The sequence below is a fragment of the Nonomuraea sp. NPDC049750 genome, from assembly GCF_040659625.1.
GTDB lineage: Bacteria > Actinomycetota > Actinomycetes > Streptosporangiales > Streptosporangiaceae > Nonomuraea.
Genome location: NZ_JBFANB010000009.1, coordinates 355,287 through 366,986 on the forward strand (window position 1 = coordinate 355,287; position 11,700 = coordinate 366,986).

Here is an 11,700-nt window from a genome sequence, read left to right on the forward strand (position 1 = left end):
AAGAACCCCTTCCGGGGATTGCGGCCGATGGGTGTCCCACGAGTCTTCCTCTCCCATACTCGTAAGAGAAGTTAAAAGAGAAGGGTGCAGCGTTAGGATTAGTGAATGCTGGTGGATCCGGGACAGCTGCGGCTTCTCGCGTTGATCGAGCGGCACGGCTCCTTGACGGCGGCGGCTCACGCGCTCCAACTCACACCCGCGGCGGTCACCCAGCAGGTGGCCAAGGCCGAGCGCGACTGGCAGGTGCCCCTGGTCATCCGTGGTCCTCGCGGAGCAACGCTCACCGCGGCCGGTGCGCTGCTCGCCTCCCACGGTCGAACCGTGCAGGAGGCATCGGACAAGGCCGAGGCGCAACTGGCCGCACTGCTCGGCCACCTCTCGCTCCGTCTGCGGATCGGCACGTTCCAGGCGGCTGCCCTGCACCTGCTGCCACCCGCCCTGACGGCCCTGCGGCACCGCCATCCGGACGCCGACGTCTCGGTCGTGGACGTGGTGTCCGGACGCGGAGCGGAGGAGATCAGCGCGGGGCGCCTGGACCTCGCCATCGTCGCGTCCTGGGGCACACCGCTCACGCCGCCCCCACACCTACGGGCCCACTCGCTGCTGTTGGACCCGATGGTCGTGGTTCTCCCCGATGACCACCCACTGGCCACCGGGCAGCCCGCGGACACCGAACTTCGCCTGGAACAACTGCGCGACGAATCGTGGGTTTCCATCCTGGCCGGCCATGCCGCCCGCGAACAGTTCCACGACGCCGCCCGCGAGGCCGGTTTCACTCCCACCGTGCGGTTCGAGACCGAGTCCTACGACGTCGCCCAGGCCCTCGTCGGCACAGGCATCGCCGTGGCCCTGGTCTCGCGCCTGGCCCTGACCCATGCGCCTGGCACCACCCATCGCGAACTGGCCCACCCCAGTCCCTACCGCCAGCTCTACGCCGTGACCAGAACCGACGCCGGCCTCACACCACTCGCGGACATGCTCATCGACCTCCTCCGTGATGTCGCCCGCGACATCACCGCCACCTGGGAGGCTCCCCTGCCATCGAACTCACCGCACGGAGCCTGAAAGCCCCCGGGTTCTGAATCGACACAGCCTGGTCCGGAGCGGCCGGTCCCGCTCCGACCGACCATCGACGCCGCCAGCTGGCTCGGCGTCGGCGTTTCACCCTGCCCGTAGCTACGCGAGCGCAGGGCCTATCGCCGCGGGAGGCGGGAGAGAGCCAGGGCGCTGTACCTGGAAAGCCTGAAAGAGATAGGCCGGCAACCGCCGGGAGGCAGCGAGGGCGGCTTCTCTCGGTTGTCCGGCAAGACCGCTGTTCGCCAGGAGTAGGAGGGTGATATCGGCGGGGTCGAAGTCGTCGCGCAGCTGTCCGGTCTCGCGGGCACGCTGGACCAGCCGCGCCAGAGCCTCTTCGGCACAGTCGCGTTCGTGATCGTGATCAAGGGCGTCGGGGAACTGATCCCAGAAGACGAAGGCGAAGCCGCGGTCGGTCACCTGCGTGGTGCACACCTTCTCCAGGAGTGTGTACAGGCCGTGCCCGGGATCAGGGTCGGCGAGGGCCTCGTCGAAGGCTGCCGCGCACACGGCGAGCTGCCCGGCGAAGGCGGCCGTGGCAAGCACAGTGCGGGTGGGGAAGCGGCGGCAGAGGGTGGCCACGCCGACGCCGGCGCGGCGGGCGACGGCGCTCATAGGGGCGTCAACACCCTGGGCCGCGAACACCTCGCGGGCGGCTTGGAGGATGCGTTCCCGGTTGCGCCGGGCATCGGCGCGCAGGCCCACCGGGTCCGCACCGCCGGGCACATCGCCGACGTGGCCGGACGGCTTGTGAGATGGCTGAGCAGGCAATGTCTCTCACTTCAAGCTAAATGGACGATGTCATCCACTTACGGGTTTAGCGTGAGCGTACCAGCGGGCACACCCAGCGCCTCCGCGGCTTCGAAGCGACACAGGACAAGATCATGAGCGACATGCGCGCAGCCCTCTTCGACCGATTCGGCCCCCCGGAGGTCCTCTATGTGGGCAAGCGGCCGACGCCGACCCCCGCGCCCGAGGAGGTGCTGGTGCGGGTGCACGCCGCCAGCGTCAACGGCGGCGAGCTGCTCGACCGGGCCGGGAGAACGCGCCTGGTAACCGGCCGCACCTTCCCCAAGACGAGCGGAATCGACTTCGCCGGGGAGGTCACCGAAGTCGGTTCGTCGGTCACCGGAGTACGTGAAGGGGATCGGGTGTGGGGGCTACTGGGGCGCAAGACGGGCAGCATGGCCGAGCACGTCGCCGTGCGCCCCCGCCAGATCGCCCCCGCTCCGCAGAACCTCACCCCGGTGCAGGCCATCTCACTGCTCGCCGGCGGGGCCACGGCGGTCACCGCCCTGCGCGACAAGGCCGCCATCAAACCCGGTGAGCGACTACTGGTACGCGGGGGCAGCGGAGGCGTGGGCAGCGTCGTGGTGCAGATCGGCAAGCTCTTCGGCGCCCACGTCGTCGCTCTCGCGGGCGCCAAGAACCTCGACTTCGTCCGCGGCCTGGGCGCCGACGAAGCACTCGACTACCGCACGACCCGCCTGTCTGAGCTGGGCCGCTTCGACGTCATCGTCGACACCGCCGGCACGCAGCAGTCCCGCTTGCGCCGCCTGCTGGCGCCCGGCGGGCGCATGGTCGCCATCACCCTCGACTTCAACAGGCCTCTGGCCGGCCTCGCCTCCATCCTCGCCTCCACCATCCACGGGAGCGGACGCATCCGCGTCTTCAGCGGCAACCCCGACACCGAGCTGCTGGCCCAGATCACCCGTTACGCCGAGCACGGCGACATCGTCCCTGTCGTGGACACCGTCCACCCTCTGGACCGGCTCGCCGATGCCCACCGGGCCCTGGAAGCCGGTGGAGTCCGCGGCAAGCACGTCATCCAGATCAGGTGAGGGGGCGAACACTCACGCAGGATACGTTGTCCATGACCTCCACGCGGCCGCGCAAGCTCCGGAAGGATGCGGCGGAGAACACTGAGCGGCTGATCGCCGGAGTCGGGATCGCTCACACGCTGATCATCCGAGGTCGAGGGAGTACCAGCCGTAGTGTGCGATGTGGCCGTTGTGCAGCAGCGCGGGATGGCCGTGAGGCAGGGGTTCCCCGGGAAGTGGCGGGATGGTGATCACCGACCAGTCCAAAGATCCATCAGCCGCCCGGACCAGTGGTTCCAGGCTCGCGTGGCTCAGCCGCTCACCCGAGGCGTACACCGACAGATGGTAGGCGCCGAGACCGGCGATCTCGGCGAACCAGTGATCGCATGCCCACCGCAGTTCTTCGGCGTCACTGACGACGAGCTGTTCACGGCATCCGGCCGTGCCGCTCCAGTACTCCCCTTGGACCAAGTAGTGGCTGAAGGGAGCCACCGGAAAGGGCACGCCCTCGAAAGCGGCCAACCCGCTGCGAGCGCCCGGATGCGCGGGGTCCGCTCGCAACACCTGCGCGTAGAGCCGCTGCGCCTCTTTTCGCATCCGTTCGCAGTTCCTCCTGGCCAGGTTGCCCTCCTCGTCCTCACCCTCCTCGTCGCAATCCTCCTCGTCGTCGAGCCCATAGGCGTAGGCGAGGGCATCGGCGTCACCGGTAAGGCGGGCGGCCAGCAAGACGGCAGCCTCGTGATCCTCAGGGCGCCCTTCCAGCGCGACACGAAACCACCACACGCACGGCCACTCATCATCGGACTCCTCCATCTCGGCCGGGAGAAGACTCAGGAGTCTGCCGTATTCGCGCGCGGCCTCGTAGTCGCCCGCCTGGGCGGCGCCTCGGACACTTTCCAGGTGATGTTCAACAAGGGTCATGCCCCAGGACCTTAGGAGTTTTTGCCCGGATAAGGGGACTTATCCGGGCGCGGCACTCGGACCCAGTCGTTCAGCGGTCCCGGGTCACGAACCGGTAGTGCAGTCCGGTCGACGATTCCTGCCACGGCCCGACGGAGTCCGGCGAGCGCCCCGTGTCCGGCGCGTACGTGTCTCCTGCGAAGAACTCGCGAATCTCGGTGACCACGATCCGGTCCGCGAACGGCAGCGCCGCCCGGTACACGGCCGCGCCGCCGATCACCCACACGTCCCCGGCCGCCGTGGCGAGCGCCTGCTGCAGGTCGGGGAAGGTCTCCACGCCTTCCTGTGGCGTGCGTGACAGCACAAGATTGCGTCTGTTCGGCAGCGGCCGGAAGCGCGGCGGCAGCGACTCCCAGGTACGGCGGCCCATGAGCACGGTCGCGCCCGCGGTCAGGGAGCGGAAGTGCTTCAGGTCTTCCGGCAGGTGCCAGGGCAGCGTGCCGTCGCGGCCGATCACGCCGTTGGCCGACTGCGCCCAGATGAGCCCGATCACACCGCCACCGGCGCCTTGATGCCAGGGTGCGGATCATAGCCGTTCAGCGTGAAGTGCTCGTAGGTGTAGTCGAACAGGCTGTCGGCCGGCTTCAGGCTCAAGGTCGGGAACGGCCGCGCGTGGCGTGCGAGTTGGGTGTGGACCTGGTCCTGGTGGTTGTCGTAGATGTGGCAGTCGCCTCCGGTCCAGATGAAATCACCGACGCCGAGGCCCACCTGCTCGGCGATCATGTGCGTCAGCAGTGCGTAGCTGGCGATGTTGAACGGCACGCCGAGGAACAGGTCCGCGCTGCGCTGGTACAGCTGGCAGGACAGTTCGCCGTCGGAGACGTAGAACTGGAAGAAGGCGTGGCATGGCGGCAGCGCCATCCGCTGGATGTCGGCGACGTTCCACGCGGACACGATGATCCGCCGAGAGTCGGGGTTCTCGCGGAGCGTGCGCAGCACTTCGCTGATCTGGTCGATGTGCCCCCCGTCCGGGGTCGGCCATGACCGCCACTGCACACCGTAGACCGGGCCGAGATCACCGTCCGGCGCCGCCCACTCGTCCCAGATCGTGACGCCGTTCTCCCGCAGCCAGGCGACGTTCGCGTCGCCGCGCAGGAACCACAGCAATTCGTACGCGATCGAGCGGAAATGGACCTTCTTTGTGGTGATCAGTGGGAAGCCGTCCGACAGCCGGTAGCGCAACTGGTGACCGAAGATCGACCGCGTGCCCGTCCCGGTACGGTCCTCCTTGCGGGCGCCCGTGTCGAGCACGAGGCGGAGCAGGTCTTCATACTGCGTATCCGACATGCGGCAAGTCTAGAAGCACGGTTCCTGCGGGCCGGCCAGCAGCGCCCGGTGGCGATGCCGCGACCCCGGGGCCCGCGAGCACAACGCGAATGAAAAGTACGCCGCGAAACGCGGACGGATCGGGTTGGCGTGACTGGTCGTCCCAGAGGTACCGGTCGGGTGTTTCATATGCGAGGGCCTATGAAACAGAGACGACGCCGGCTTGCTGTGTTGGGCGACCCGGGGCGCTTGTGCCAGGGCTGACCGGTCAGGACGTGGGGTCGGACCGCGCCGCGGAACCATGGATGATCTGTTCCAGACAGTCGCGGAACAGATCATCGACGCTGTGGCCAGCCTGGAAATACTCTGTCACGCCGGCCATCACGGTGGGGTACGCCGTGGCGTACGCGGCCATGTCGAAGCCGTCCAGGGCGTCCGCGTCGGGGCGGCCGGCCTGTTCCTCCAGGACGTAGCCGACGGTGAAGCGCAACACCGTCAATACGATCAGGCGAGCCTGCCGCAGGGGAATGCCCCGCCCGACCAGTGCGCTCATTGCCAGTTCGGAGATGGCGGCCATCTTGAGGGACAGCTGGGAGGCCGCGATGATCCGGGCTCCGTCCTGGTGGGCCAGCAGCGCGCGGCGCAGCCGCTCGGCCAGGCCGATCAGCCAGTCCGCCCAGCGCTCCTCCGGCGCGGGCGACGCCGGCTCGGGGAACTGCTGCTCGAGAATCGCCTCGGCGATCGCGGTGACCAGCGCCGCCTTGTTCGGGATGTGCCAGTAAAGGGTCGGCGACTGTACGCCGAGCCGGGCGGCCAGTTTGCGCGTGGTCACGCCGTCGAGACCCTCTGCGTCCAGTAGCGCGACGGCCTCGGTGACGATCCGCTGCTTGTCCAAAGCCAATTCCGGCACCTCCCTTCCGGAGTCTATCAGTGATAGAGTGCCCTATCAGTGATAGAGACTCGCGCGCCAGAGGAGGCGACGATGAGACACCAGCACTCGCTCCGCGACCTGCTGCACCGGGCGACCCATCGCATTCCGGGGATTCCCGCGCACACCGAGCGGCCGGCCGGGCACCAGGGCCAGGCCCGCCACGGCCATGGGTGGCGGCACTCGCTCACGCACCACCGTTCGCACGACCACGGGTTCAACCACTTCTCGGCCCGGCCGCCTCGTGTCCTGGTGGCGTGGCAGATGCGGATCGCTCGCTTGTTCGGGCAGGAGCTGGGATGAAGGCAGCGGTGCTCCACGAGGTCGGCGGCATCCCGCGCTATGAGGACTTCCCCGATCCGGTGGCCGACGACGGCGAGGTGATCATCGATGTCAAGGCGGTCGCCGTCGAGAACGTCGACAAGGCGATCGCGGCCGGTACGCACTACGCCGGCGAGAAGTACATCGGCCGGCTTCCGATGATCCCTGCCTTCGACGGCATCGGCGCTCTCCCGGACGGCACGCTCGTCGGGTTCGGCAACATCCGCCCGCCCTACGGCGCGCTCGCCGAGAAGGCCGTGGTGCCCCAGGGCTCCTACATGCCGATCCCCGACGGCATCGACCCGGCCGTGGTGGCGGTGATGGCCTCGGCCGTCACCGCCATGTCGATGAAGACGGCCGCGGGGTTCGTTCCCGGGGAGACGGTGCTGGTGCAGGGCGCCACCGGGGTCGCCGGGCGGCTCGCGGTCAAGGTGGCCCGGCTGCTGGGCGCCGGCCGCATCGTGGCCACCGGCCGCGACGACGACCAGTTGCGCGAGGTACAGGCCATCGGGGCCGACACGGTGATCAACACCGCGGTCTCCGACGAGGCGCTGGCGCAGGCGTACCTCGACGCCAGGGGGGACGGCTACGACGTCGTCATGGACTACCTGTGGGGCAGGCCCAGCGAGATCCTGCTGCGCGCGCTGGTGCCGCGGTCGTTCGCGTTCGCCAAGCCGACCCGGGTGGTCCAGATCGGCGAGTCGGTCGACACCGAGCTCGCCCTCGCCGGGTCGAGCCTGCGCACCTCCGGCGTGGAGATCTACGGCGCGGCCAAGGGACTCGACCCGCGGACCATGGACGAGGTGTACCAGCAGGTCGTGACGTGGACGCGGTCCGGCGAGCTCACCTTCGACGTGGAGAAGGTCCCGCTGAGCGACATCGCGACCGCTTGGCAGCGAACCGACCTCAAAGGCAGGCGACTCGTCGTGATGCCATGACCGGCCCGCGCCCACGACACTAGGGGTGGTTCACGAATTGGGCAGAAACGGGCTGCGGGCAGCGCGGTAGTTGCTGGTCAGCGTCGTTGGCGTGAGCGGGGCGGTGACAGGACCAAGTGGCCCTGGCCGTGGTTCTGGAGTAGGACGCCAAGCCGCCCAGCTAGCTCGGCCGTCGCGCCAGGGTGCAGGACCAGCGGCCGTCGTGCCAGCCGCAGGTCTGCTCGTAGCCGGAGCGGAACGACCCGAGCCAGGGGATGTCGTCCTCGTAGCGCGTGGGCGGCGGTGTCGGTGCGAAGTTGGCCGCGTCGTCAATGCTGCCGCTCCCGTCGTAGCGTGCGACGGCCGGATAGGGGTAGACCGGCCGGGTCCGTACGACGGTGTCGTCCTGGCGCTTCGTGGCGACGAGCCGGTCAGGTGCGACGCCGTTCTCGACCCAGGCGAGGGCGGGGGTGAGCGCGTCGAACGCGTCCGGTCCCTGACCGTCACCGCAGTGGGCGACGCCCGGCAGCATGAACAGGCGGGCGAACCGCTGCGTGGCGTCCGTCCCGCCCATGCGCTCGGTGAGGGCGTGGTAGTAGGCGATCGTCCCGTACGGCGAGATCGCCTGGTCTGCCCAGCCGTGCCAGAGGAGGAGCTTCCCGCCCGCGGCGCGGAAGGCCGTCAGGTCGGGATCGCTCGCGTCGTAGACGCCGGCCTGCTGGTTGATTTCGCGGAACGTCGCCGAGTCGTAGCGCAGGTCGCGCAGTGTCGCCGACGGCCGGGCAGAGGGGTAGGCGAGGTACTTCAGCGCGTTCGTCGCGTTGCCCTCGGCCACGGCCGGGGCGCCGGTGGCGGTCGGGGTGACCCAGCGGGCCCAGTTCGCTTCCGAGCCCACGGGCTCGCCCCCCGGGTACATCCGCCGGCCCCGCTCGTCGCGTGGCCCGTCGTACAGCTTGCGTACGGCATCGATCTGCGCGTCGGTGAGGCAGTCCGCGCTGTCGGTTCCTGTCGCGCAGCGCAGGCTCCGCGGATCGAAGGCGCAGGCACGCGGGTCGTCGATCTGGCCGTCGGCCAGGCCGTCCCGTGCGTCGCACTCGCGCATGACGGCGGCGTGCAGCGCGGGAAGCTTGGCGGCGGTCATGATGGGCCGGCCCCGCGCGTCGGTGTTGGCCGTGGCGTGCCAGCCCGCGGACCACACGATGAGCGACGTGAGCAACGACGCCGGGGCGCCGGCGATGATGCCGTCGAAGTCACGCGGGTAGCGCTGCGCCTCGGTCATCCCCTCGTGGCCGCCCTGCGAGCAGCCGTCGAAGTAGGAGTAGCGCGGGCCTTGCCCGTAGTAGAGCGCGATGAGCCGCTTGGCGACGAGCGCGACGACGTGGTCGGAGCGGTAGCCGAAGTCGACCCGGAGCTGCGGATCGGCACCGAACGTGCCGTCGAAGCCGGAGACGCCGACGTGCCCCCCGTTGCCGGTGGCTATGACGAAGTCGCCGCGGGTCAGCGGCACGCACCCGTCCGTCGCGTCGGCGTAGATGTCGACGCTCCCGCAGAACGCCCCGCACCCGGTCTGCAGATACCGCTGCCGCCACGTCTCGGTGGGAAGGAGCACGTCGAACTGGATCTGCGGCGCCGCGGTTCCCTTGACTTCGCAGGCCGCCCAGCCGACCGGCGAGGTCGTCGCGGTCGCGGACCCGATGACCGCCGGAGCGCCGGGCGTGCCCGACAGGTCCTGCCCGGCGAGGGCCGCGCAGTCGATCTTCGGCAGCACCACGGGAGGGCCGGAGGACGAACCGGGCGCCTCGGCGGCCACCCCGGCCACGGCCGTACGGGCCGCGGCCTGGCCACCGCCGGCCATCACGAGGACGGCGAGGACGGCGAGCACAACCGGTAGCGCCCGGACTCCAACGGTGCGGCCGGCGCGGCCCGGCGTCCGACCCCGTACACAAGCGAGCGGTTCTCGTGTCATCGCCATACTTGATCGTGACGGAAGGCGGGGATCGGCGGCAATGGCTATTGGGCCCGCTCCAGGTCGAGGTCGGTCGATCCGCATCCTCCGCGAGCCTTTGATCATGCCGGAGAGATAGCCAAGTCAGCGACAGTCACCGCTCGGAAACGATCAAGAACCGCAATCGTGATCTCGGCCTTCGAGGAGGCTGAGTGCCGAAATTAGCGGTAGCGACCTGCGGATTCTTCGCCTGTTAGCGATCCGTGACGCCCCGGAACTCCTACAGCTCCGGCCAGCCGCCACTGTGTTGATCAGTGGGTACGGCGGGGGTGCCAGGACCACGGTGACCCTTGGCGGTAGGCGCCTAGCTTTCAGCGTTGGCGTCGCCGGGCCGCGGGGTCGTGCTCGGCGGTGACGCGGGCCGAGGTTTCCTCGCCGAGGCGGACGTAGCGGCCGAGGCTGGCCCTCGGAGATCGAGAAGAATCACCGCAGGAAGCACAGCCACCTGGCAGAGACCTCATGCCCCCTCGCCGCTCCGGGCCAAGCAAATGCCACATGTGACCGACGAAGGAGAGGCATGCGCCTACCACCCATCGCCCTGAGCGTCACCCTTGTCAGCGGCATCGCCGCGACCCTGCTGACCGTCCCCGCCGCCCAGGCCGCCCCGGCCACAGCCCAGCACGCGAGCCTGAACGCCGCCGGCCCGGCCGCGACGGCTCAGCACCAGTCCCGCGCCTCACTGAAGTGGACCGCGCTCGGCGACTCCTACAGCGCCGGCGCCCTCATACTCCGATGGGATCCCAGCGATGGCTGCGGCCGGTCCAATCACAGCTGGGAACAACAGCTGGCGCGGCGGCTGAACGCCGAGACCTCCAACTCGCTCCGCCTCACCGACGTCACCTGCGGTGCCGCCGAGGTAGGCAAGGGCCCCTGCACCCGCAGATATGCTCCTGGGCCCGCCGTTCAACCGTGGCACCTGCGCACGGCCGGCCAAGCCCGCGCAGATCGACGCGCTCAACGGCGACGAGGACATCGTCACCGTCGGGATCGGCGGCAACACCCTCGGATTCGCCACCATCCTGGCCAAATGCCGGGAAATGGGGGTGGAGCCGGGAGATCCGCCGAGCCCGGGCCCGGGGTGCAGTGGCTACTACGAGAACGGGGAAGGCAGGCAATGGCTGGCGGACAAGTTCGCCACCCTGACCCGTGCTCGCCGTCGGCGCACACCGCGCCGACGGCACCGTTCTGCCTGCGCATCGGCCGCGCTCCAGCGCGCCGACACGGGACTTTACCCTTTGTTACAAATGCTAGGCAGATTTTGACAGGAAGTTTTACGCAATATAACGAAGACGCATCCCCGGCAGTCGATCACCATAGGGGAGGCAGCATGAACCCTCTTCTTCCTCTGGAGGCGCAGAAATGTCCACACGTCTTCGCACACTCGTTTTGTCCGTCGCCCTCGCGTTATCAGTCGTTCTTATGGGCAACCCGGCCTCCGCCGCTCCGGAAAGGCCGTCCGTTCCCCTCAAAAGCGGCGCCACCCAGTCGTTCACGATGACCCTCACGAGAAAGGCTGACACCCCGAAGGGCGGCAACGCGGCGGCGGACGTCATTTACTGCGGCGGTTATCTCAGCCTCCCGTACGTCAACAGCCTGTACAACGACGTACGCACCGAGATCGAGGTGCAGTGCACCGCCGTCGTCGACTCGATCGACCTGTACCTCAACCTCTACAAGGACGGGTCCACCACCACGACCACCAAGCGCTACAACCCGGCCAACTACGGGATCCATTACTCCAGCGCGCCGTGCCAGGGCACCACGAACACGTACTTCGCCGGCGGCACCGCCGTGTTCACCAAGGCCGGCTACGCCGGGTCCCCACTGACCATGAACGGCACAACCCCCGAAGTCACCCTCGCCTGCTGAAAGGATCACGATGCGACGCGCCGTCATCGGAATGCTCCTGGCATTCTGCACCCTCGCCCTGTTCTCCCTCCCGGCGAAAGCGGAGCCGGAGCCGTCTTACCTCCAAAAGTCCAAGGTTTCCACCACATTACAGAAGCCGACCATCTCCGGAATCATGGAGGACGGCGTCTGCAATTGGTACGACCTGTGCGTCTGGGAAAATCAGAACCTGACCGGCCGCATGGCGGACTTCACGTACATGGATACGACCGGACACCCAGACTGGTCCGCCAGCACGGCAAACGGATTCATCGCCAACAATGACGAGTCCGCCATCAACGCGCACCTGTTCCTGAACGCTTACATCTGCACCAACACATACCAGTCCGGCCAGTGCGGGCAGCTCGTACCGGGCGGTTACGGGAACACCGCGCCCACGTTCGCGAACAATTCCGAATCGCACTACTGGACACCCGGGGCTTACGAGCCGCCGGACTCCGCCTGCCGCCGGGCCCACCGATAGTCGGCCTTGCCCGCCGGTGACCGGACCATCTCGTCTAC

General features: G+C 68.5%; 13 protein-coding genes. 7 read left to right on the top strand and 6 right to left on the bottom strand.

The window, feature by feature from the left end; genetic code table 11:
• Positions 1–105 precede the first annotated feature (105 nt).
• The gene (locus tag AB0J16_RS25565; protein ID WP_358543884.1) at positions 106–1,065 is read left to right on the top strand and encodes a LysR family transcriptional regulator; all 960 of its coding nucleotides are present in this window, start codon (positions 106–108) and stop codon (positions 1,063–1,065) included.
• 111 nt (positions 1,066–1,176) lie between these two features.
• On the opposite strand, the gene AB0J16_RS25570 is transcribed toward AB0J16_RS25565, so the two are convergent.
• The gene (locus AB0J16_RS25570) at positions 1,177–1,845 is read right to left on the bottom strand and encodes a TetR/AcrR family transcriptional regulator (RefSeq protein ID WP_358543886.1); all 669 of its coding nucleotides are present in this window, start codon (positions 1,843–1,845) and stop codon (positions 1,177–1,179) included.
• A 122-nt stretch (positions 1,846–1,967) separates the two neighbouring features.
• Here AB0J16_RS25570 and AB0J16_RS25575 point away from each other — a divergent pair, with 122 nt between their 5' ends.
• A complete protein-coding gene (locus tag AB0J16_RS25575) occupies positions 1,968–2,915 on the top strand; it encodes an NAD(P)-dependent alcohol dehydrogenase (RefSeq protein ID WP_358543889.1) in 948 nt (315 codons plus the stop codon).
• Between the two features lie 123 nt (positions 2,916–3,038).
• Here the strand turns inward: AB0J16_RS25575 and AB0J16_RS25580 are convergent, their stop codons facing one another.
• From AB0J16_RS25580 to AB0J16_RS25595, 4 genes are all read right to left on the bottom strand, one after another.
• Positions 3,039–3,815, bottom strand: coding sequence for a hypothetical protein (locus tag AB0J16_RS25580; RefSeq protein ID WP_358543891.1), 777 nt, complete (start codon positions 3,813–3,815; stop codon positions 3,039–3,041).
• A 70-nt stretch (positions 3,816–3,885) separates the two neighbouring features.
• Positions 3,886–4,347: a dihydrofolate reductase gene (locus tag AB0J16_RS25585; RefSeq protein WP_358543894.1), complete on the bottom strand. Its 462-nt coding sequence runs from the start codon at positions 4,345–4,347 to the stop codon at positions 3,886–3,888.
• Positions 4,344–5,141, bottom strand: coding sequence for a thymidylate synthase (locus AB0J16_RS25590; protein ID WP_358543897.1), 798 nt, complete (start codon positions 5,139–5,141; stop codon positions 4,344–4,346). The genes AB0J16_RS25585 and AB0J16_RS25590 overlap by 4 nt, the downstream gene beginning before the upstream one ends.
• A 247-nt stretch (positions 5,142–5,388) precedes the next feature.
• Positions 5,389–6,030, bottom strand: a complete 642-nt coding sequence (locus tag AB0J16_RS25595) for a TetR/AcrR family transcriptional regulator C-terminal domain-containing protein (RefSeq protein ID WP_358543900.1) — start codon at positions 6,028–6,030, stop codon at positions 5,389–5,391.
• A gap of 72 nt (positions 6,031–6,102) precedes the next feature.
• On the opposite strand from AB0J16_RS25595, the gene AB0J16_RS25600 reads away from it, so the two are divergent.
• Both AB0J16_RS25600 and AB0J16_RS25605 read left to right on the top strand, forming a co-directional pair.
• Positions 6,103–6,351, top strand: a complete 249-nt coding sequence (locus AB0J16_RS25600; RefSeq protein ID WP_358543902.1) for a hypothetical protein — start codon at positions 6,103–6,105, stop codon at positions 6,349–6,351.
• Positions 6,348–7,307, top strand: coding sequence for a zinc-binding dehydrogenase (locus tag AB0J16_RS25605; RefSeq protein ID WP_358543904.1), 960 nt, complete (start codon positions 6,348–6,350; stop codon positions 7,305–7,307). Before AB0J16_RS25600 ends, AB0J16_RS25605 begins: the two co-directional genes overlap by 4 nt.
• Positions 7,308–7,467: 160 nt before the next feature.
• Here the strand turns inward: AB0J16_RS25605 and AB0J16_RS25610 are convergent, their stop codons facing one another.
• Positions 7,468–9,168: a tannase/feruloyl esterase family alpha/beta hydrolase gene (locus AB0J16_RS25610; RefSeq protein WP_358543907.1), complete on the bottom strand. Its 1,701-nt coding sequence runs from the start codon at positions 9,166–9,168 to the stop codon at positions 7,468–7,470.
• A 1,007-nt stretch (positions 9,169–10,175) separates the two neighbouring features.
• Between AB0J16_RS25610 and AB0J16_RS25615 the strand changes: the two genes are divergently transcribed.
• From AB0J16_RS25615 to AB0J16_RS25625, 3 genes are all read left to right on the top strand, one after another.
• On the top strand, positions 10,176–10,553 hold the full coding sequence (locus AB0J16_RS25615) for a hypothetical protein (protein WP_358543910.1): 378 nt from the start codon (positions 10,176–10,178) through the stop codon (positions 10,551–10,553).
• 232 nt (positions 10,554–10,785) lie between these two features.
• Positions 10,786–11,160 carry a hypothetical protein gene (locus tag AB0J16_RS25620; RefSeq protein ID WP_358543913.1) on the top strand — a complete coding sequence of 125 codons (375 nt, stop codon included), beginning with the start codon at positions 10,786–10,788 and terminating at the stop codon, positions 11,158–11,160.
• Between the two features lie 10 nt (positions 11,161–11,170).
• On the top strand, positions 11,171–11,662 hold the full coding sequence (locus AB0J16_RS25625; protein WP_358543916.1) for a peptidase inhibitor family I36 protein: 492 nt from the start codon (positions 11,171–11,173) through the stop codon (positions 11,660–11,662).
• Positions 11,663–11,700 lie beyond the last annotated feature (38 nt).

Bases quoted from the DNA above. Each gene is read 5' to 3' on its own strand.
- AB0J16_RS25625 (WP_358543916.1), top strand. From the start codon at position 11,171: ATGCGACGCGCCGTCATCGGAATGCTCCTGGCATTCTGCACCCTCGCC.
- AB0J16_RS25615 (WP_358543910.1), top strand. From the start codon at position 10,176: ATGCTCCTGGGCCCGCCGTTCAACCGTGGCACCTGCGCACGGCCGGCC.
- AB0J16_RS25580 (WP_358543891.1), bottom strand. From the start codon at position 3,815: ATGACCCTTGTTGAACATCACCTGGAAAGTGTCCGAGGCGCCGCCCAG.
- AB0J16_RS25590 (WP_358543897.1), bottom strand. From the start codon at position 5,141: ATGTCGGATACGCAGTATGAAGACCTGCTCCGCCTCGTGCTCGACACG.
- AB0J16_RS25565 (WP_358543884.1), top strand. From the start codon at position 106: ATGCTGGTGGATCCGGGACAGCTGCGGCTTCTCGCGTTGATCGAGCGG.
- AB0J16_RS25605 (WP_358543904.1), top strand. From the start codon at position 6,348: ATGAAGGCAGCGGTGCTCCACGAGGTCGGCGGCATCCCGCGCTATGAG.
- AB0J16_RS25600 (WP_358543902.1), top strand. From the start codon at position 6,103: ATGAGACACCAGCACTCGCTCCGCGACCTGCTGCACCGGGCGACCCAT.
- AB0J16_RS25575 (WP_358543889.1), top strand. From the start codon at position 1,968: ATGCGCGCAGCCCTCTTCGACCGATTCGGCCCCCCGGAGGTCCTCTAT.
- AB0J16_RS25620 (WP_358543913.1), top strand. From the start codon at position 10,786: ATGACCCTCACGAGAAAGGCTGACACCCCGAAGGGCGGCAACGCGGCG.